Origin of the sequence: Cohnella sp., assembly GCF_041641335.1 — a bacterium.
Lineage (GTDB): Bacteria > Bacillota > Bacilli > Paenibacillales > Paenibacillaceae > Cohnella.
On record NZ_JBEPYQ010000026.1, the window covers coordinates 39,854 to 59,924 of the forward strand.

General features: G+C 55.5%; 20 protein-coding genes. 9 read left to right on the forward strand and 11 right to left on the reverse strand.

Annotation, left to right across the window (positions count from 1 at the left end; translation table 11 throughout):
* Positions 1 to 79: 79 nt before the first annotated feature.
* Both ACESLM_RS10870 and ACESLM_RS10875 read right to left on the reverse strand, forming a co-directional pair.
* Positions 80 to 367 carry an RpnC/YadD family protein gene (locus tag ACESLM_RS10870; protein ID WP_372631599.1) on the reverse strand — a complete coding sequence of 96 codons (288 nt, stop codon included), beginning with the start codon at positions 365 to 367 and terminating at the stop codon, positions 80 to 82.
* 23 nt (positions 368 to 390) lie between these two features.
* Positions 391 to 849: a hypothetical protein gene (locus ACESLM_RS10875; protein ID WP_372631600.1), complete on the reverse strand. Its 459-nt coding sequence runs from the start codon at positions 847 to 849 to the stop codon at positions 391 to 393.
* 612 nt (positions 850 to 1,461) lie between these two features.
* Here ACESLM_RS10875 and ACESLM_RS10880 point away from each other — a divergent pair.
* Entirely contained in the window at positions 1,462 to 2,034 is a 573-nt protein-coding gene (locus tag ACESLM_RS10880; protein ID WP_372631602.1) for a Uma2 family endonuclease, read from the forward strand.
* A gap of 139 nt (positions 2,035 to 2,173) precedes the next feature.
* On the opposite strand, the gene ACESLM_RS10885 is transcribed toward ACESLM_RS10880, so the two are convergent.
* From ACESLM_RS10885 to ACESLM_RS10915, 7 genes are all read right to left on the reverse strand, one after another.
* Positions 2,174 to 4,165, reverse strand: coding sequence for a YjhG/YagF family D-xylonate dehydratase (locus ACESLM_RS10885; RefSeq protein WP_372631603.1), 1,992 nt, complete (start codon positions 4,163 to 4,165; stop codon positions 2,174 to 2,176).
* A gap of 33 nt (positions 4,166 to 4,198) precedes the next feature.
* Entirely contained in the window at positions 4,199 to 5,662 is a 1,464-nt protein-coding gene (gucD, locus tag ACESLM_RS10890) for an alpha-ketoglutaric semialdehyde dehydrogenase GucD (RefSeq protein WP_372631604.1), read from the reverse strand.
* A 30-nt stretch (positions 5,663 to 5,692) separates the two neighbouring features.
* On the reverse strand, positions 5,693 to 6,568 hold the full coding sequence (locus tag ACESLM_RS10895; protein WP_372631605.1) for a fumarylacetoacetate hydrolase family protein: 876 nt from the start codon (positions 6,566 to 6,568) through the stop codon (positions 5,693 to 5,695).
* Between the two features lie 93 nt (positions 6,569 to 6,661).
* Positions 6,662 to 7,420 carry an IclR family transcriptional regulator gene (locus tag ACESLM_RS10900; RefSeq protein WP_372631606.1) on the reverse strand — a complete coding sequence of 253 codons (759 nt, stop codon included), beginning with the start codon at positions 7,418 to 7,420 and terminating at the stop codon, positions 6,662 to 6,664.
* 302 nt (positions 7,421 to 7,722) lie between these two features.
* Entirely contained in the window at positions 7,723 to 8,286 is a 564-nt protein-coding gene (locus tag ACESLM_RS10905; protein ID WP_372631607.1) for a cupin domain-containing protein, read from the reverse strand.
* A gap of 72 nt (positions 8,287 to 8,358) precedes the next feature.
* Positions 8,359 to 9,057, reverse strand: coding sequence for a response regulator transcription factor (locus ACESLM_RS10910; RefSeq protein ID WP_372631608.1), 699 nt, complete (start codon positions 9,055 to 9,057; stop codon positions 8,359 to 8,361).
* 10 nt (positions 9,058 to 9,067) lie between these two features.
* On the reverse strand, positions 9,068 to 11,167 hold the full coding sequence (locus ACESLM_RS10915) for a GAF domain-containing sensor histidine kinase (RefSeq protein ID WP_372631609.1): 2,100 nt from the start codon (positions 11,165 to 11,167) through the stop codon (positions 9,068 to 9,070).
* A gap of 181 nt (positions 11,168 to 11,348) precedes the next feature.
* Here ACESLM_RS10915 and ACESLM_RS10920 point away from each other — a divergent pair, with 181 nt between their 5' ends.
* Both ACESLM_RS10920 and lspA read left to right on the forward strand, forming a co-directional pair.
* Entirely contained in the window at positions 11,349 to 11,903 is a 555-nt protein-coding gene (locus ACESLM_RS10920) for a hypothetical protein (RefSeq protein WP_372631610.1), read from the forward strand.
* A 140-nt stretch (positions 11,904 to 12,043) separates the two neighbouring features.
* Positions 12,044 to 12,496, forward strand: coding sequence for a signal peptidase II (lspA, locus tag ACESLM_RS10925; protein WP_372631611.1), 453 nt, complete (start codon positions 12,044 to 12,046; stop codon positions 12,494 to 12,496).
* Between the two features lie 121 nt (positions 12,497 to 12,617).
* On the opposite strand, the gene ACESLM_RS10930 is transcribed toward lspA, so the two are convergent.
* Positions 12,618 to 13,091 carry a MarR family winged helix-turn-helix transcriptional regulator gene (locus ACESLM_RS10930; RefSeq protein ID WP_372631612.1) on the reverse strand — a complete coding sequence of 158 codons (474 nt, stop codon included), beginning with the start codon at positions 13,089 to 13,091 and terminating at the stop codon, positions 12,618 to 12,620.
* A gap of 189 nt (positions 13,092 to 13,280) precedes the next feature.
* On the opposite strand from ACESLM_RS10930, the gene ACESLM_RS10935 reads away from it, so the two are divergent.
* The 6 genes from ACESLM_RS10935 to ACESLM_RS10960 all read left to right on the forward strand — a co-directional run bounded on the left by ACESLM_RS10935 (position 13,281) and on the right by ACESLM_RS10960 (position 19,205).
* Positions 13,281 to 13,958: a FadR/GntR family transcriptional regulator gene (locus ACESLM_RS10935; protein WP_372631613.1), complete on the forward strand. Its 678-nt coding sequence runs from the start codon at positions 13,281 to 13,283 to the stop codon at positions 13,956 to 13,958.
* Positions 13,959 to 14,121: 163 nt separating this feature from the next.
* Complete coding sequence (locus tag ACESLM_RS10940) at positions 14,122 to 15,474, forward strand: ABC transporter substrate-binding protein (RefSeq protein WP_372631614.1); 1,353 nt, start codon at positions 14,122 to 14,124, stop codon at positions 15,472 to 15,474.
* A gap of 72 nt (positions 15,475 to 15,546) precedes the next feature.
* Positions 15,547 to 16,476, forward strand: a complete 930-nt coding sequence (locus tag ACESLM_RS10945; protein WP_372631615.1) for a carbohydrate ABC transporter permease — start codon at positions 15,547 to 15,549, stop codon at positions 16,474 to 16,476.
* A gap of 1 nt (position 16,477) precedes the next feature.
* Positions 16,478 to 17,305 carry a carbohydrate ABC transporter permease gene (locus tag ACESLM_RS10950; protein WP_372631616.1) on the forward strand — a complete coding sequence of 276 codons (828 nt, stop codon included), beginning with the start codon at positions 16,478 to 16,480 and terminating at the stop codon, positions 17,303 to 17,305.
* 52 nt (positions 17,306 to 17,357) lie between these two features.
* Complete coding sequence (locus ACESLM_RS10955) at positions 17,358 to 18,563, forward strand: trans-sulfuration enzyme family protein (RefSeq protein WP_372631617.1); 1,206 nt, start codon at positions 17,358 to 17,360, stop codon at positions 18,561 to 18,563.
* Positions 18,564 to 18,746: 183 nt separating this feature from the next.
* Positions 18,747 to 19,205 carry an AraC family transcriptional regulator gene (locus ACESLM_RS10960; protein WP_372631618.1) on the forward strand — a complete coding sequence of 153 codons (459 nt, stop codon included), beginning with the start codon at positions 18,747 to 18,749 and terminating at the stop codon, positions 19,203 to 19,205.
* Positions 19,206 to 19,304: 99 nt separating this feature from the next.
* Here ACESLM_RS10960 and ACESLM_RS10965 read toward each other — a convergent pair whose 3' ends face one another.
* Positions 19,305 to 19,859, reverse strand: a complete 555-nt coding sequence (locus ACESLM_RS10965) for a hypothetical protein (RefSeq protein ID WP_372631619.1) — start codon at positions 19,857 to 19,859, stop codon at positions 19,305 to 19,307.
* Positions 19,860 to 20,071 lie beyond the last annotated feature (212 nt).

Consider the following 20,071-nt stretch of genomic DNA (forward strand, 5'->3'; position numbering starts at 1 on the left):
TCTGCAGGGCTCCCGGCTGTGCCGTTGCGCCATACCCTTCCCCGAAGCCGTTCGCGCCCAGACTAAATAGGCTTAGCTCTTACACCGATGTCTTAAGCTCATCGATCCGCTCCGCCGGCAAACCGGTCATTTCTTCTACCATTGCCGGATCAAGCCCCTTTGCCAGCATTTTGGCGGCGATTTCCTCTTTGCTTTTCAGCATACCCTTTTCTATCCCTTTCTCCATACCTTTCTTCTCCCAGGAAGTTAACCACTCCATAACCGCAGCCTCCTCTAATTCCGTCCGCTCTATTTTCTTCGCCAACTGTTCATTCTCCGCTTCCGTCAACGGCAAATACGTTTCGAAAAATACCGTCAGCAGTTTCATCCTCGCAGGGTCTAATTCCTGTCCTACTCCAGACTCGCAAGACTCACGGAATTCCCTTCCGTAGAGTGCCATACGACGATTTGCCCATCCGAAGTCCACACGAGCGGGTTCCCGGTACCCAGCCGCATAACCTTATCGTGGTCAAGAACGATCAGATAGCTCCCCATATCCGCCAGCGAAACGGCATAATAACGAGCTTGCTCATCGTCCGGATTGGGAAGCGTGCGCACGATCTGCGAGGACGCCTGCTCGCCGAGCTCCGACTTCAGTAGAGCCAACGCTTCTTCCGGCAATACCGGCGCCTCTACCTTGGACAGCAGCCCTTGGCGATAATGAAACAGCGCTTTGCCTCTGGCGGAAGAGAAATCCGCGGTGCCAAGCAGAGGAACCGCAACCGTATCCCGATCGGTCCATTCAACCGGATAGATCAAGTGCCAGCCCTCGCTGTGCCCCATATACGCCGCTTTAGGGAATGCCGACACCACCTGACCCTGCACGTCTACAATCGTCAGATCGGCAGGGGCCTAAGTTGGACTCCGAATCCGTCAAGACGGCGATATGCTGCCCGTCGGGAGACACTGCCATGCCGTAAATGGAACTCCCCGATTCATAAATCGGCCGTTGCGTTCCGTCCAGCAAACGCTGAAGAACATCAACCTCCCGGTGCTCCCGCAGAACGCTGCCTTTCCGATCCAACACCGCTATCGATACGACGTCTTCTGGAATCGGGATCGGCACCCGTTCGTTGCTCTTCGCCTCCTCCGACCTCCCCGAACTGCACGCCGACAGAATCGTCACCACCACCAAAAGCAGCAATATCCCCTTCCGCACCACGCCACCAGCCCCCTACAAGTCGCTGATACCTCTTTGCTAACTTAGACGAAGGGATAGTCTGGAACGTTGCGCCTCAACAGCTCGGGCATGCGATTTTGATTTCCATTGAAGAAAGTCGAGGGGTGCCTGATCACGACTAACGATCAACCGTTTTTTGATCTGCAATAAGCATTTCTCTGCCAGGCTATCCGCTTACGGTTGGCGTTTTACGATCTATGCTATAATGGGAATAAGAGTATTTTCCGAATGGAGGGAAGAAGATGAGCAGACCACTAGAACAACCCAAGCTGACTTATCGGCAATACTTACGATGGCCGGAAGGTGCACGGATTGAGTTGATCGATGGTGACGTCTACAATATGACCCCAGCGCCTTCGCGGATGCACCAAAAAATACTCATGGAATTAAGCTCCCGATTTGCAACCTACCTTCGCGGCAAAACATGCGAAGTTTACCCTGCTCCCTTCGACGTCCGTCTGCCGAAGCCCGGTATGTCGGATGAAGATACCGATACGGTCGTACAGCCGGATATTACGGTTGTATGCGATGTATCCAAGCTGGACGATCGGGGCTGCAAGGGGGCGCCGGATCTGGTTGTCGAGATTATTTCGCCGGGTAGTCTCAAACTGGACATCTCGACGAAGAAGTCGCTTTATGAATCATCAGGCGTGAAGGAATACTGGATCGTGTACCCCTCGGAAAAGATCGTTACGGTATATACGCTATCAGAGAACGGCAAGTATGAGTTATTCGAATCTTATAGTGTGGACGACGCGATCCCTGTTTCGATTTTTCCGGACTTCGTCATTCATGCGAATGAAATATGGACATAGCGATCCTCCAGTCAAGACAACAACTCAAGTTGACGCGCCGATTAGAAGTCTTCTCCTACGCGCACGATGGACGGATATCAGGATGATATCCACGCCGTATGGGATTGCTAATCACACTCTCGCCCCCTCCATGTTCCGGTTAACCGTTCATTATCTCTCGACCTTCCGCCGTGTTCATTCCGGCTTCCAGCAGCTTGACTATCCGATCTACGTCATAGACGCATCCCCGCCATGTGCCGCCGCTCGCAGCTTGCAGCGCTGCCCATAGACGCGTATCGTCAGGAAGCTCAGGGTCTTTCGCGAGATCGGGATGAGGCATTCTGGAAGCTAATACTTTCGTTCCCGCTTCCGAATCCTCCGGTTCCTCGCCGCAGCCCACCATCTCGATATGCCCCTCTAATCGATTCAGATCAATACGGATATCGATCCAATCGCCATTGAGAAGCTTGCCAACAGGTCCGCCAGCCAAGGCTTCGGGCCCAATATGACCAATACAAGCGCCGGTCGACACTCCCGAGAAGCGAGCGTCCGTAAGCAGCGATACTTCTTTACCGAATGGCAGATGCTTAAGAGCCGAGGTCAACTGATAAGTCTCTTCCATCCCGGTACCCGATGGCCCCCGTCCCATAAGCACCATAATATCTCCGGCAACGATGCCTTTATTCTTAATTGCATGGATAGCCGCGCGTTCGGTCGTGAACACTTTCGCTCTGCCGACGTGGCGATAGACGCCCTCACTATCAACCATAGACGGATCAATAGCTGCCGATTTGATGACAGAGCCCTCGGGACAGATATTTCCGGTCGGGAAGGTCACCGTCGAGCTCAGTCCTGCTTGTTTGGCTCGTTCCGGACTGAAGATCACCCGGTCGGGATCGATCCCTTCGTTCTCCAGTAAATGGCGGCGCATGCGGCGACGTCGTTCGGACGATTCCCACCAATCCAGCGTCTCGCCAATGGTATTGCCCGTTACCGTGAGCGATTTTTCATCCAATACGCCAAGCTTACGCATATGCAGCATAACCTCAGGTACGCCGCCGGCAAGGAAAGCTCTTACGGTCGGGTGATGCTCAGGTCCATTAGGAAGAACGCTGACTAATCGCGGAACAGCGCGGTTAATCTCTGCCCAATCCTTGACCGTTGGCAGGGAAAGTCCCGCCGCATGCGCAATCGCAGGAATATGGAGGAGCAGATTTGTAGAGCCGCCAAAGGCCGCATGAACGGCCATCGCATTCCGAATGGCGCTATCCGTGATAATCATGCCTGTAGTCAGTCCGCTTTCCGCCATCCCGAGAGCGGATCTCGCGGATTGCCTTGCCATTTCTTCCCACACCGGCTGCCCTGACGGCGCCAGCGCCGCATGAGGTACAGTCAAGCCAAGAGCTTCCGCTATAACTTGTGCCGTTCCCGCCGTACCTAGGAACTGACAGCCTCCGCCAGGAGTTGCGCAAGCGCGGCAGCCAAGTTCAGCCGCTTCTTCAAGCGACAGTTCACCGTTCGAATATCTCGCGCCAATCGTTTGAATTTGGCCTGCGTCCTCGCCATGGGTCGGCGGAAGGGTAACGCCGCCTGGAACGATTACGCCTGGAAGTTTGCTCATCCCGGCCAGAGCCAGCATCATAGACGGCAATCCCTTGTCGCATGTTCCAACTCCCAGCACGGCCGACCGTTGCGGCAAGGATCGAATCAGACGTCTTAATACCATTGCGGCATCGTTTCGGAACGGCAGAGAATCGAACATGCCCGTCGTCCCTTGAGAACGGCCATCGCAAGGATCGCTAACGAAGCCCGCGAAGGGCACTCCGCCGCGGCTCGCGATTTCTTCAGCCGCGGCTTTCATCAAGATTCCAACTTCCCAATGTCCAGTATGATAACCAAGCGCGATGGGATGACCGTCTTCATCTCGAATTCCACCCTGCGTTCCAAGAATGAGAATTTGCTTGCCTAGAAGTTTCGCGGGATCCCATCCCATGCCAACATTCTGTGTTAAGCCGAATAGATCGCCGCTAGGCGAATGGCGCAGCATATCCGGGGTAAGCGGCAATGAGCCGCTTGGTCCCGAAGCATGCGTATAGATGTCAAAGTAAGAATCGATGTCCCTGCCTATAATCGTTTCGAAACCCGAGTTCATCCTTACCCCATCCATTCCTTGTGTGTTCATACGTTACGGCTTAATGAATACGGTTTTAATCGAGGTATAGAATTCAATAGCCGCTTGGCCCTGCTCTCTTGAATGCGAGCTGGACTGTTTCATGCCGCCGAACGGCGCTTGAAGTTCAACACCGGCTGTTTCTGCATTAACACGGACAAGACCCGCTTCCATTTCTTGAACGAACTGCATCGCGTTACCGATATTGCGAGTGTAGATCGAAGCGCTAAGACCATAATCCGTATCGTTCGCTAGTTCTATCGCTTCTTGAATGTCGTTCACTTCGATTAAGGTAAGCACAGGCCCGAATATTTCTTCCTGAGCAATCGACATTTTCGAAGTCACCTTATCAAATATCGCGGGAGTCACATAGAAGCCATCGGATAAAGCGCTATCCGTCGGACGTGTGCCCCCGTGCAACAATACCGCCCCTTCTTCTACACCTTTGCGGATATAAGAGAGCACCGTTTCCATTTGCTTTTCATTCGCGCACGGCCCAAGCCACGTTTGTCCGTCCAATCCATGCCCAACCTTTAGTTCGGCAACCTTCTGAACCAGCTTTGACTTGAACTCCTCATAAACATCCCTCACCACGATGACTCGGCTGGTCGCCGTACATTTCTGCCCCGTAGAACGAAGGCCTCCGCTAATCGTCGCATCCACCGCCAGATCGACGTCCGCATCCGCCGCAATAATGATCGGATTTTTCCCGCCCATCTCGAGTTGATACTTAGCTCCGCGCGACAGCGCCGCTTGCCCTACCGCTTGACCAACCGCATTGGAGCCGGTGAAGGTGATTCCGTTAATGTCTGCATGTTCGGCAATCCCTTGCCCAATGACGCTGCCGCTCCCAACGACCATATTCAACACGCCTGCCGGGAATCCGGCATCATGGAAGCATTGCATTACTTTTGCGGCCGTGACCGCTGTTTCCGTTGCCGGCTTCCATACGACCGAGTTGCCGTAGATGAGTGCAGGGGCCAGCTTCCAAACGGGAATGGCAACCGGGAAATTCCAAGGAGAGATCACCCCTACCGTTCCGAGCGGCGATCTGGTCGTATACAGGAAAGCAGCCGCATCGGAAGAAGGGATAACATCGCCTATTTTACGCATGCCTTCTCCTGCATAATAGCGCAGAATGGCTACGCCGCGCGCGGTTTCGCCCTTCGCCTCGGGTAATGTCTTCCCCATTTCCAAGGTCATCGCTTCACCGATTTCATTCGTTCTGCTTTCCATAATATCGGCGGCTTTGAATAACAGATTTCCCCGCTCAGTTCCAGCAAGCTTACGCCATGCGAGCCTGGCCGCCTTCGCGGCTGCAACGGCATCCTCTAAATCCTGTTTAGACGATTCCGGAATGATCCCGACGATTTCATTCTTATTTGCCGGATTGATACTGTTCTGCGTTCTGCCGCCCTTGGAGCTTCTCCATTCGCCATCAATGTAGTTGTCATATACTGGGGGGAGGTTGTTAGTCATGATAATCGTCCTCTCTTTAATCACTAATAATTAGGCCGTTACAGCGGTATTCACCAGAGTTCCAAGGCTTGTGATTTCAATTTCAATCCTATCTCCAGGCGCAAGCGTGAATTGATTCGGCGGAACGATGCAAGTCCCCGTAAGGAGAACGGTACCGTCGAACACGAGATTATCCCTGCGCAGGAAGGAAACGAGTTCCTCCAGCTTGCGCTTAAGTTGTCCGGTGCTTGCCGATTCATCTACGACTTTCTTTCCATCTCTATAGATCTTCAGAGTAATCTGCAGCTGATAGGGATCTTGAACCGTTTCGGCTAATCGGATGATCGGTCCGACCGAACAGGATTGCTTCCAGACCTTGGCTTGCGGAAGATATAACGGATTTTCTCCTTCAATATCGCGGCAGCTCATATCGTTGCCGATGATGTACCCTATAATATCGCCGCGCTTATTTAATACCAAACCGAGCTCCGGCTCGGGAACTTGCCAGTTCGAGTCGCTTCTTAAGCAAACCGGATCAAGATGGCCGACCGTTCGGGCCGCCGTAGATTTCAAGAACAATTCCGGCCTCTCCGCATCGTACACCTTGTCGTAGAAGGTGGTTGCATCCATTCTACCGTCCGTCGCCTCATAATTTCTTGCTTCCTTGCTGCGCTCATACGTTACGCCGGCCGCCCATACCTCCGGGGCATCTACGGGGGTAAGCAGTTCAAGAGTATCAAACTCCCTGTCCAACTGCCGAGTTGAACGGATCTGATCGTTCACGTCTTCAAGAGGGGTCTTCCCAGCCTTCTCGATTCGTTCAAGGAAGGATAGGAAGTCCGAATCCGCCAACGGGTAGACCTTACCTTCGTCGGTTACTGCTGCCATGCATGGCTCCGCGCCATTTCGATATCGAATAATTCTCATCTTTGCATCTCCTTGTTTTATAATATAAAACTTCGTTCTTGTTTTTGGAGATAGATCGAGCCGTAATTTCATTACGATTCGATCTATCTTGAACTAGATTCGATAACCAAGCTGCCGGGAAATTTCACTCTTTTCCCATGCAAGCAATTCGATTAAATGTGCGAGTTCGTCATCATCAACGTGTGCTAGCATCGTGGATACGCTCAACGCCGCTATCGCTTGACCGTTATGATTGTATATCGGAGCAGCGGCACATCGGACCCCCGGCTCATTCTCCTCGTTGTCAATCGCATATCCTTGCTCCCTTACTTTCTCCAACTCTTCCATAAAAGCTTCTAGGTTGTCGATCGTCTTATCCGTATGCTTAACAAACGTATACCCTGCCATCATCTGCTTCTGCTCATCGACAGGCCGGAAAGCCGCCAGCACCTTACCAACAGCACTGCTATGCAAGGGTACTCTGCGCCCGATACGCGAATACCGGATTGCAGCCTTATGCCCTTCTACCTTGTCAATATATATGCCTTCTTTTCCATCCATAATAACCAAATGCGTCGTTTGGCCGGTCTCAGCAGACAACGCTCTTAGATGGGGTCTGGCGATTTCCCGAATGTCGAAATGATTGAGAAGCAATTGCCCCTTCTCTACAAATCGCATCCCAAGGCGATACTTCCCGGAATTTTCGTCCTGCACGATGTAATGGTGGGTTTGGAGCGTTTTCAACAGAGCATGAACCGTACTCTTATGCAAGTTCATGGCCGAGCTTATTTCAGACAGCTTGTACTCCATACGATGCTCGTCGAATAAATCGATAATTTTCAAGGCTCTATCCAATGCTTGAATGATGGGCATGTTTCTTCTCTGTCTGACCCCCTTACAATAGTTTTACATTATAAAACCTCGTTCTGGAATTGTTGCATCTAAATAATAGCAAACCATAGTTTCGATGTCCATCATGCGATCAAAATATGGGCGACGGGTACAAGATACGGGATAAACTCGATGCAGGCGCGGTCATGGATTACGAATGTCGCGCGAACCTTCCCTGCGATGTAATCAAGCGGTTCGGATTGTAAGACTATACAACAAAAACCGAACTACTCCGTATTGAGAATAGTTCGGGTCCGTTGGTTATGTGGCGGCCATTCTATCCATCACTCCGCGGCCATCGCATCGGCCTTCGTCTTGTGAACGGTGCCCGGTGGATGATGCGGCGGCGCATAGATCGTATAGATTTTCAGCGGTTCGTCTCCGGTGTTGACGAGGTTGTGCCACGTTCCCGCAGGCACCATGATGGCATAGCCTCCGGAAACCGGCTGTACGTAGTCCAGTTTGCCTTTGGCCTTCCCCATTCGAACGACGCCTCGTCCCTCTTCGATACGAATGAATTGGTCGGTGTCCGGATGCACCTCCAGACCGATGTCGCCTCCGACGCCGATACTCATCAAGGTGACTTGCAGATGATCCCCCGTCCATAAAGCGGTCCGGTAAGCGTCGTTCTGCTCCGCGGCCGCCTCGATGTCGATGGCTAACGGCTCCTTCCCGTAATCCTTCAACACGACACTGCCTTCAGATCGCGTAATTCCCTGATACGCCGCGGGATACCGGTATGTCGCAGGATACCGGTAAGCAGCGGGATATCCGAATGCATAGCCGCAGTAGTAGTAGGGGCCGTTAAAGCCGGCATGGGTCGGATAAGCGACAGGGGCAAGATACATTTGGTTTCCCTCCATAAGTTGATAAACCCATTATATGCCCATGGTCGTGATCTGCCCCCTCGCGCGCAAAATTCACGTCAAACGATGCTTTTGTACAAGTCGGCGCGCTTCGCGCCTGTCGATAACCTGCAGCTTGTTCAAAATATTGGAGACGTTGTTGGCCACCGTCTTCACGCTGATCCGCAGCCGCTCGGCGATCTGGGCGTTCGTATCGCCGCGGGCGATCCGCAGCAGCACTTCCGCTTCGCGCCGGGTCAATTCCTCGAAAATCGGAATCTCGGGCAGTGTCGACGCCGCGGCCGAATCGTCCTCCTCTGTGCCAACCTCGTCCGCCATACGCGGCGAAGGAGCGGATTGCGCCGCGAAATGCCGCATCATGCGCTCCGCTACGCCTTTGCCGAACACGGCCCCTCCGTTGCCGACCATGCGGATCGCCTGAAGCAGTTCTTCTTCCTCCGCGTCCTTCAACACGTAGCCTCCGGCTCCGACCCGCAACGCCGTAAATACCGAATGGTCGTCGCGGTACATGGTCAGCATCAGCACCGATACGGACGGACACCTCTCCTTGATCGCCTGCGTCGCTTCAATGCCGTTCATTCCGGGCATGCGAATATCCATCAACACGAGATCGGGCTGCAGCCGCTCGGTCAATTCGACGGCTTCTTCCCCGCTGGAAGCTTCCCCGACCACCTCCAGATCTTCGGTTGTCGACAGCAATCTTCGCACTCCGCTGCGAAACATTGGATGATCCTCGGCGATGATAATTCTCATTTTTCCACTCCTACAGAGGCAATATGGCCCATACGCGGGTACCTCCGCCGGCCGGCCGGTCCATGCCGCATTCCCCGCCGATCTCGGCAGCCCGCTCCCGGATGGACAACAGCCCGATTCCGCCAGACGCCCCGTAATCTGACCGGCTCGCTACGCCGATGCCGTCATCGGTCACTTCGATTCTTAGCCAGCTGTCGCCGTCGAGGCCGAGTCGGATTTCACATACGCTGGCCTGAGCGTGCTTGACGACGTTGACGATCGATTCCGTGACGATCCGGTAGGCCGCCACCTCGACCGCGGCGCTTAAGCCGGGCAGCGACTCCGGCGGTTCGAACCGGAACTTCGGGCCGGGCCGCTCCGCGACCCCCGCGATCAGCGACGTTGAATGGGCCATCTCCTCCATTCGGGCGCGAATGGCCCCTATCAGCCCCAACTGGTCGAGCGCCGTCGGCCGCATGTCGCGAACGAGCGTCCGGATGTCCTCGACGGAGGCGCGGATCATGCGGGCCAGCTCATCCAGCATGGCCGACGCGGCGGCGGGGTCCCTGTCGACGAACTTGCGGGCGGTCGCCGCGTGGAGCGCCAAGGCGGCCAGCTTCGGCGCCAGATCGTCGTGCAGATTGTTCCTCAGGCGCCTCCTCTCCTCTTCCCTGGCAACAATTAACCGCTCGCGGGAATCCTGCAGGTCCTCGGCCAGCCGCGCCAGGCTCCTCAGCATGTCGGCATTGTTGACGATCGGCGCGATATGCCTCAGCAGCACCTGCAGGAAAATCTCGTCCTCGACCGAGAAAGCTTCTCCTTCCGATCGGCAGGCTGCGTACAGCGTACCGAGAGTGTCCCCTCGCAGCACGATCGGAAACGCCTGCGCCGCCGATTGATCGCGAAGCTCTCCGGCCTTCGCCAGCAACGTCTCCTGCCCGGCTATACCGACGGCAATGCCGGCGTAGGGCAAGCGAAGCGCCTCCTTCACCTGGCGGGCGGTCGCCTCCAGCATCTCTTGCGGGGTGATCGGCTGCATCATGCGATTTCCCAGCTCCAGCAGCACGGCGTACGGATCGTCGTGACGCCCTTTCATCCACCGGTTCACCAGACGCTGCAACCGCTCCTTGAGGGGCCCGAACGCCGCAGCGACAATGCCGGTCGCGATCAGCGAGACGATGAAGTCGTTTCGATGCTCGATCAGCGCTCCCAAGTACAGTACGATTGCCGTATAGATCAGCACCACGCAGGCGGTGAGCGCTCCGTACAAGATCGTCCGGTTCACGAGCGGATTGATGTCCCATAATCTTTTGCGCAGAACAGCCAGAGCAAGCGTCGCCGGAATAGCGGACAGAACCAGATGGAGCGAGGCATTCAGACCGATGAAGTACAAGGCTCTGCCCTGATGGAATGCCGGCTCGAACAGCAGAGCGACGAAGCAGTAGCCGGCAATGCCTACGGCAACTCCGTAGACGACCCACTTCGTCTGCTGACGCTCGGCAGGCGAAGAAATGTGGCGGAACCGAAAGGCTTGAGCGCTAATGAGCAAGCCCATCCAGCACAGAAACCAGATCAATTGCAAATAGCCCGGCCAACCCGCACTCTCCCAGAAGTTTCCTCCGTAGGCGAGGTTCGCGACGACTAGTGCCGCCACAGGAAGTAAGGAGTAGCGAGACCAGGAAGGAACGAACCGGCCGTTAGGGAACAGCAGGCAAAACAGCGATAGGGACATCCAGCCGATTGCCGATACTCCGTCGAACCACAGCCTTGTCCAGGATTCGGGAGCGGTGCCGACAACCGCAAGCACCGGGAACGAAGTGCCGAACGATACCATCGCCAGCGCCGCGACGATGCCCATCGGCTCGCGGGCTCCTTTCCATAGCAGGGTCGCCGCGGAGGCGTAGTAAGCCGCAGTCAAGGCGCAGTCGATCGCGACGAGGAGAGCGGCCGTCGTGCTCGCGGCAGGAAAACCGTAGACGAAAACAAGCGGAGGCACGGACAGGCCGCAACCGTCGACGAAGCATTGCGACAGAAGCGTATCGTAATAGCCCGGTATCGTTTTTAAATATAGAACGGCTGTTGCCGCAAAGAAGAGGCCGACGAGCAGCCGCAGAATTCGCATCGTTTTCATGCTTCTATTATAAGGCTTTCCCGGGTTGTCCGAGCGTGCGGCGCGAGAATTTCCCGATTTTTTCCCGTGCTCCCGGAATCGGGAGCCGATCTTCCTGCCGAAGGATAAGAGCCTCCTCTTTCGAACGACCGGAGCGGCGAATAAGATTAGGGGCAGACGAAAACAAAGGAGTCGATTTACGGTGAGCATTGACGCAAGATCGATCAAATGGTTTTCTATCATCTGTCTATTGGCCGGGGTAGCCCGCATGGGCATGACGCCGACGTCGTTGATCTGGGGAACGGACAGCCTGCCCGAGCTCGTATGCGGCTATATTGCCTGCATCCTGATGTCGATTGGCTCGATTGTGTTTTACGCCGTGCAAGCAAAGGAAAGCGGCGCTCTCGGCCTGATTAGCGTCCTATCCATCACGCTGGGCAATATCGTAACGGCGGCGTTCGTCTTCTCCACGTTTGCCGTAACCGATCCGTCGCAATTGTCCGGCGAAGCCCCGATGGTCATGGCGTCGTCGCTGGTCAGTCTGGCCGCCTTGACGGGAGGCACTGTGCTGTTCGCATTCGTCACCTATCGAGCCAGGGTGTTTCCGCGCTGGATCGTGGGTCTTCTCATTCTCATGCTGCTGTTCATGTTCGTTCCCATTGCGGAGTACAAATTTTTCGCGCTGTTCTGGGGATTGACTTACGTCGGTATGGGTTACTGTATTTGGAGGGGCAAGCTGCGGCAGACCGACTCGTAAGCGGAATGTCCCTGCGCATCGGAGAAGAAACCTTCCTCTGCAATCTCTGGAGCCTTGGATTGTAAGATAAGGAGAAATAGAGTACGTTAATGAGGAAAACACACCTTATCCGACAAGTCTTAAGGTACAAGGAGATTGCGATGTACTTCTATCTGATTATCGCGGCGGCGCTGGTCATCGACATCGCGACCAAGGTCGCGATCCGCATGCAGCTCGAGCTGGGACAGACGGCGGAAATTCCGGGCATCGGCCTCAAGCTGATCCACCTCGTCAACACGGGCTCTACCGGCAACCTGTTCCACGGGTGGGGAAGAGCCCTTGCCGTTCTGGTGCTTGCGCTGACGGCTGCGGCGATCTACATGCGGCAGAAGGGCAAGCTGCGCGGAACGTTCGTGCAGGTCTGCACAGCCCTCATCATCGGCGGCGCTCTCGGCAACGCCATCGATCGGCTCCTGTACAATCAGGTGACGGACTTCCTCTATTTCTCCGAAATGGCAACGATGAATTTCGCGGATATCTGGGTGTTCGCGGGGGTGCTGCTGCTGATCGTTCAGCAGATCGTTCAAGCGTTCAGACCGCCAAAAGCCGCTTAGCTTCGCAGCAGATCCGTACTCGGCACACGCCGATGCGGTCGTTAACGACGACCGGCTTGGCCGCTTGGGCTTCAGGCTCCCCCTTCCCGCGCGGCCATCCTGCAACTCTTTTCTCACTCCGTTACTCCTCTGGTCTATCCCGTTCGCTCAGATTGAGAAGCACGATCTTCAGCAACTCCAACAGCTGGTCATACCGTTCGTCGGAAATGCCCTTGCGGGTCTGATTCTTGACGCGACCCAGCGCCTCCTGCACCTTCGGAACGACTTCGCGTCCTGCCTCCGTCAAGTAAAGCAACTGGTAACGGTTGTCGGCCGGATCGGCTTCTCTCCGCACGTATCCTTCGGCTTCGAGCTTGGCGATCGCCTTGGCGGTCGTCGTCTTGTCGATCAGCAGTCTCTCGCTCAGCGCTTTCTGAGTGAGAGGTTCCTTGGACGCTATCGCCATCAGAAAGATGTACTGCCCGCTTCCAATTCGATAAGGAGCAAGCTCGCCGGAGATCAACACCTGCATGTGACGATAAATCGCCGAAATGTACGGACCGTGGGATTCCGTTGCGTCCGTCCCGGTTGCGGCCGGCTTTTGGCGTTCGGTCAAACGACTCTCCCCCTCAGTAGAATGTCATTGCAACCCATTAAAGGATAAAGCATATAGAATGCCATTGCAACTATCGAGGCGCTTGTCAGGCGCAAGCCCGTCCGTCTTGACAACGTGCGCTTCGATCATCTATGATTCTCCTGATCAGGGCGAGGAAATTATGTCGTTCGGCTAGGAGTGACCCCGGCTATGGCGAAAATCCACAAACAACTGATGCACGAATTGGTGTCTCAAGAAATTCAAAAATATATCGAAGAAAAAGAGCTCCAGGAAGGGGAGAAGCTGCCCTCGGTCGAGGAAATGACGAGGATGTTCGGCGTCGGCCGCTCTTCGCTGCGCGAGGCTCTTCGCCATCTGGAGACGATCGAGATCGTGAACGTCGTCAACGGCAAAGGCATCTTCGTTCGCGACGTCGGCACGTACCGCTTCGCCGGCAAAGTCAAAGTAGAGAACGAGAAACGTTTCCTGCTGTCGATTCTGGACGTGCGGCGGGCGCTCGAAGGCAAAGCGGTTGAACTGGCGGCGAGACGGATCACTCCGGCCCAAGTCGCGGAACTGGCGGAGATTTTGCGCGAATACGACAAGCTGAGGGAAGCCGACCTCGACACGTCGAAAATCGATTTGGCGTTCCATCGCAGCGTCATGCGCGCGGCGTCCAACCCGATTTTATTTAGCGTGCTTGAATCGATCTCCGGCATGTACGAGAAATTCTTCAACGAACCGCTCGGCGACAAGCGGCTATTCGACGAGACGTACCCCTATCATCGCTCGATGTTCGAGGGCATTGCCGCCCGCGATCCGAAGAAGGCGCTGTCGGAATTCGACAAGATGATGAATCGGATCGAAGAAATTATCAAAACCTATTAAAACTCGCGGCTCTGCGCCCCTCTTATTCTAGCGGAGCTTTACAATTCAAGAAATAAGTATTGACGCCATTTAACCGTTTCTTTACACTAATACCTATCAGACAGGATGACTGTCAGATTGCTGTACATTTGAGGTCGATTTGGAAAAAGGAGGCCGAAAAGAGATGACGGTAAAGAAAAGGGCAAAGGCATTAACGGGGACGGTAGCAGGGGTGATGTTGTTCAGCGTCCTGGCGGGCTGCGGCGGCAACAGCGGCAGCAAAGCGGAGCCTTCCGGAAGCAGCGGCGCCAGCGGCAACGAAGCGGAGAAACAGGTGAAGCTGCGGATGATCGAGAGCTTGACGAGTCCCGACCGCACGACTTACTTGAAGGAAATGCTAGCCAAATTCGAATCGCAAAACCCGAACATCAAGGTCGAGTTGATCTCTCCTCCGTTCGATCAGGCCGACAACAAGATCAAGACGATGCTGGCGGCCAAGCAGGATCTCGACGTGCTCGAGGTACGGGACCTGACGGTAGCCGAGTTCGTCAACAACGGCTACATCGAGCCGCTCGGCGAATACGTGGCCAGTTGGGCGGAATACAACACGATCACCGACGTTTCCAAGTCGGTCGGTTCGCTGGACGACAAGCTGTACTTCATTCCGAACGGGATGTACCAGCGCCAGCTGTTCTACCGCGCCGATTGGTTCAAGGACGCCGGGCTCACTCCGCCCACCAACTACGAAGAGCTTGTTGAAAGCGCAATCAAGCTGACGGACCCGAACAAGAACCGCTACGGCTTCTCTTTCCGGGGAGGCTCGGGAGCCAACGCCGTGCCGGATGCGATCATCCAGAATTACAACTTCGACCATATCGACCATGAGGATCCGAACTTCTTGAATGACGGCAAGACGATGTTCTCTACGCCGGAAGCGAAGCAGGCGCTGGAGCTCTACGTCAAGCTGTTCAAGGAAGGTTCGCCGAAGGATTCGATCAACTGGGGATTCTCCGAGCAGGTTCAAGCCTTTACGTCGGGCGTAACCGCCATGCTGCTGCAAGATCCGGATACGATTCCGTCGCTGAAGGAGAAAATGGACATCAGCACGGTCGGCACCGCGCCGATGCCGAAGGGGCCGAGCGGCAAGTCGTTCGTGTTCGCCGGCGGCGCAGGCTGGGGCGTGACCAGCTACTCTCCGAATAAGGACGCGGCTTTCAAGCTGATCCAGTTCCTGTCCGGAGCGGAGGAGAACACCGCATTCGCGAAAGCGACCGGACTCGTTCCGATTCATACGAGCGCAAGCGAAGACCCGTTCTTCCAGGACGCGATGTACAAGTCGCTGCTGGAGATGGGAGGCAAGCCGGACGAGTACGTCAATCTTAAAGCGAATACGAAATATCCGGGTACGGGCAAATGGGGGCAAGTCGCCATGGAGACCGGCCAAGCGATGCTTCTGGGCAGCGCGTCTATCGACGATACGTTGAAAAAGTGGGACGAATACTGGGCGAAGGAAAGAGAGAATTACAACGCCAAATAGGCTCTGTCAGACGGGCGATGGGCGGCGGCTGCCGTCCATCGTCACCTTTCTCGATCAAAGGTGGAGATCTTCATGAACGGTCGGCTTTCTTTCCTGTCGAGGCGGCGGTTGGCGGGCTCGCGCAACTCGTCTCGCAAGTTCATCGCGTTAAGCTTGCTGCCGGCCGTGCTGTTGGTAGCAGTCTTTACGTATTACCCGTTCGGACGCGGAATCGTGATGGCTTTCCAAAACTATACGCTGTTCGACCTGACGAACGTTCGGTTTATCGGCTTCGACAATTTCAAGGGCATCTTCAACGATCCCAAATTCCTCGATGCTCTGACTAACAGCGCGTACTGGGTGTTCCTGTCGCTCATCTTCCAGTTCGTGATCGGACTGGCGATCGCGCTGATGCTGAACAAGAGGTTTCGCGGGCGCGGCTTGTTCCAGGGCTTCGTTTTCTATCCGTGGGCGCTGTCCGGCTTCCTGATCGGCCTGATCTGGAAGTGGCTGTTCAACTCCCAGATCGGCGTCATTAACGACCTGCTGCTGCGAACGGGCCTGATCGACGAGCGGATCGGCTTCCTGTCGGACCCGCAATGGGCGATGTTCTCCGTCATCGTCGCCAACGTCTGGTACGGTATCGCCTTCTTCGCGATCATGCTGTTGGCCGCGCTGCAGTCGGTTCCTTCCGAGCTGTACGAAGCGGGCAGCATGGACGGAGCAGGCGGGATTCGCAAGCTGTTCAACATTACGCTGCCCTATATTATGCCGACGGTGCTGACGACGACGCTGCTGCGGGCGATCTGGATTTTCAACGATCCGGCGATCATCTACGGCTTGACGAACGGCGGTCCGGCGGGCAAGACTCACATTCTGTCCTCGCTTATGCTTGACCGCATCATGTACGGCGGCGATTACGGAGCGGCTTCCGCGATCGGCCTCGTCATGATCGGCCTGCTGCTGTTGTACACGATCTTCTATTTGACGGTCACGAAAGCCGGGAAACTGGGGGATTTCTAGCATGAAGCGATATTCGTTGAGAGGATTAAAAGTCGTCTCCTTGGCCGTGTATTTCGCGCTGATGGTGTTCCCCCTTCTCTGGATCGCCATCACGTCCCTCAAGCCGCAGAAGGATATTTTCACGTACCCGATCCGCTATTGGCCAGAAACTCTGACTTGGCAAAACTATGCCGACATCATTCGGGTTTCCAAGTTTCAAATCTATATCGCTAACAGCTTGCTCGTGGCGCTCACGGCGGCACTGATCGTCGCCGTCATTTCCGTGCTTAGCGCCTACGTCATGGCGAGGTTCTCGTTCCGGGGACACGGCCAGGTCATGCTCGGCTTCTTCCTGACCCAGATGCTGCCCGGATTCATCTCGCTGGGACCGCTATACATGATGATGACAAGTCTGGACTTGGTCAACACGCGTTTCTCGCTCATCTTGATGTACACCGTCGGGTTGATCCCGTTCTCGACCATATTGCTGAAAGGGTTTTTCGAGCGAATTCCGAAGAGTCTGGAGGAAGCCGCCATGATCGACGGCTGCTCGCGGCTGTCGGCGCTCGTGCGCGTCATCTTGCCGGTGATGATGAACGGCATTACCGCCACGTTTATTTTCGCGTTCGTTCAGAACTGGAACGAATTGTTCATGGCGGTCATGTTCATCGATAATGAGGCGCTGAAGACGCTGCCCGTGGCGATGAACTCGTTCGTCATGAAGTTCGACATCGATTGGGGCGCCATGTCGGCGGGCACGATGATGTCCGTCATTCCGACCGTCGTGCTGTTCGCGATCGCGCAGCGGTATATCGTCGAAGGACTGACGCAAGGCGCGGTCAAAGGATAACTTGAACGAGCCGGCAAGCACTGACGCTAGTGAAGAAAGAGGTATGCGTATCATGCACAAGGACAATCATCGAGAACGGCTCCACACGTCGGTCGCGCACGATCCGTACGACGCCAGGCACCACGGATCGATCCATATTCCGATTTACCAGACGAGTCTGTTTTCCTTCGACACCTACGAACGGTTTACGCAGGCGCACGCGAACGAACAGCAGCGGCATGTCTACTCCAGGGGGAACAACCCGACCGTACGGTATCTCGAAGACAAGCTGGCGGAGCTGGAAGGCGCGGAGATGTCCAAATGCTTCGCGTCCGGCATGGCGGCGATCTCGTCGACGATTCTGTCGAACGTGAAAGCGGGGGATCATGTCGTCTGCATCGATCAGGCTTACGGGCCGACGCGGCATTTCCTGCAGCATTATGTGGCCCGGTTCCAGGTGGAGACGACGTTCGTAGACGGCCGCTCCATCGAGGCAATCGAAACCGCGCTGCGGCCGAATACGAAGCTGCTGTATCTGGAGAGCCCTTCTACGATGCTGTTCCAGCTGCAGGATCTGGCCGCTTGCGCCGCGCTTGCCCGCAGCCGCGGCATCGTCACCGTGATCGACGGCACCTGGGCGACTCCGGTGTTCCAGCGCCCGCTGGCGCTCGGAATCGACCTGGTCGTTCATTCGATCACGAAGTACATTTCCGGGCAGAGCGACAGCATGGGAGGCGTCGTCAGCGGCTCGAAGGAGCTGGTCGGCCGAATCGCCGAAGGGGAATACATGATGCTCGGCGGAATCATGACGGCGCATACGGCCGCGCAGGTGGAGCGCGGCTTGCGAACGCTGCCGCTTCGGCTCGAACGCCACGAGCGCAGCGGGCTGAAGGTCGCCGAGCACCTGCTCCGGCAGCCGTACGTGCTGCGCGTCAACCACCCCGGCCTGCCGTCGCATCCGCAGCATGAATTGGCCACGCGGCAGATGGACGGCACAAGCGGCCTGTTCTCCTTCGAATCCGCCGAATCCCACGAGACGATGCGGGCGTGGGCAGACCGGTTGCGCTACTTCAAGATCGGGGTGAGCTGGGGCGGCTTCGAATCGCTGGTCAGCGCTAACCCGACCTCGGAAGATCACGGAGTTCCCGGCGCACGCAGCCTGGTGCGGCTTCATATCGGCCTGGAAAGCCCGGACGATCTGATCCGCGATCTGGACGAAGCGTGGGCGCAGACGTCGGCCTCTGAAGCTTCTGCGGCGGCTGGGCGTTCCGGCCAGTGACTAAGGAGCTGAAAAAGAAGGGCCTCCATTTCATGGGGGCGTAATCCTGACTGGCAGCGATTACGAATGAGCGAAACCGATAAGCCCGCTGAGCGGGCTTATTCGCATGGTGTTGGAATTTCATTTTATATCATGATAGCATTCGAACTGCATCCGATACTATTCAGGAATGGAGATTGAATCATGCAGCTTACAGTCGAAACTCTTGCGCCCTATCGCATTGCCTATGTACGTCAGGTTGGCCCTTACGGTCCCGCCAATGCTCAAGCCATGGAGAAGTTAAAGAAGTGGGCCGAGGAAAGGAAACTGCTCACGAATTCGGCCATTCTATTCGGCATTCCGCAAGATCACCCTGCTGTAACTCCGCCTGAACACTGCAGGTACGATGCGTGCATCGTCCTATCCGAGGCGGAACCGATCGATGATGCGGTTAGCGAAGGCTTCTTCTCCGGAGGAAGCTATGCGATATGCAAAATCGAACATACGGCGGAGGAGATGGAGAAAGCATGGGCTGCTATCTTCCCGGCTTTGCAGAGCGGCGGTTATCAGATGGACGACAAACCGATTGTTGAAAGGTACACCGGCGAGCTGCTTAGAGACGAGCTTTGCGAACTGTGCGTGCCTATCAAGCCTCAGTCTTAGAAACGACTGCCCGCCGTCAACAGCTCCTCGCACCGAGATAAACAGCGAAAGCCGCCTAACCCGGGTACGGGAAAGGCGGTTCTCGGTTTAACGCTTAGATTAGCTTAGCTCAGCAACACTAGCGGCTACCCGCTCTATCTCGCTCTTGCTCAGCGACTCGTCGCTCGAGCTGATCGTGACGGTGCGATCGCCCGCCTTGAAGCTGAGCATCGGCGTATCGGACGGGGTGTACCATTTGCCCTGTACGCCGTTGGCCAGGCTGACCGTCGTCCCCTCATACTCGTAGGAATAATCTCTCGGCGAGACGTTGACGAGCATATGATCGAACACCAGGTTAACCCCGTCGCCTGTGGCGACCGCTTTCTGATAAACGTCGCCGCTGGCCATCCGAGTCGGCGCATACGCCGTCTCGAACCCTTCGAACGCGGAGAACGCTTTGAGGATCTCCTTGATTTGAGCGTCGCTGTACGACACTTCCAACCCTTCTCCAGCGACCGGCGCCGTGTCCGGTGCGTTCGTCTCGATGGCGACGCTCTCTCCGGGGTAAGCCCCGCTGCGGAGCAAACTCGTTCCCGCATACGCGCCTGCCGCCCCTACTACGGTCATTCCGACTACCATTAGCGTTACGAGGGATTTTCTCATTTTCGTTTTCATCTGTATCCTCTTCTCCTTTGTTATAGCAGGTTTGATAATCCCACTATAAAGCGGAGTTATTTCAAAGAAATATCCGTGTTGTATCGAATTTGTATCCTGCTCGATTTTTTTCAAAATAAGCAATTTCGCCTCGGTTAATTTCTATTTTTTCGAATCCGTTACCCCTTTATGATAAGTAAAAACAAAAGCGCCCATGAAGAGCGCGGGGAGAT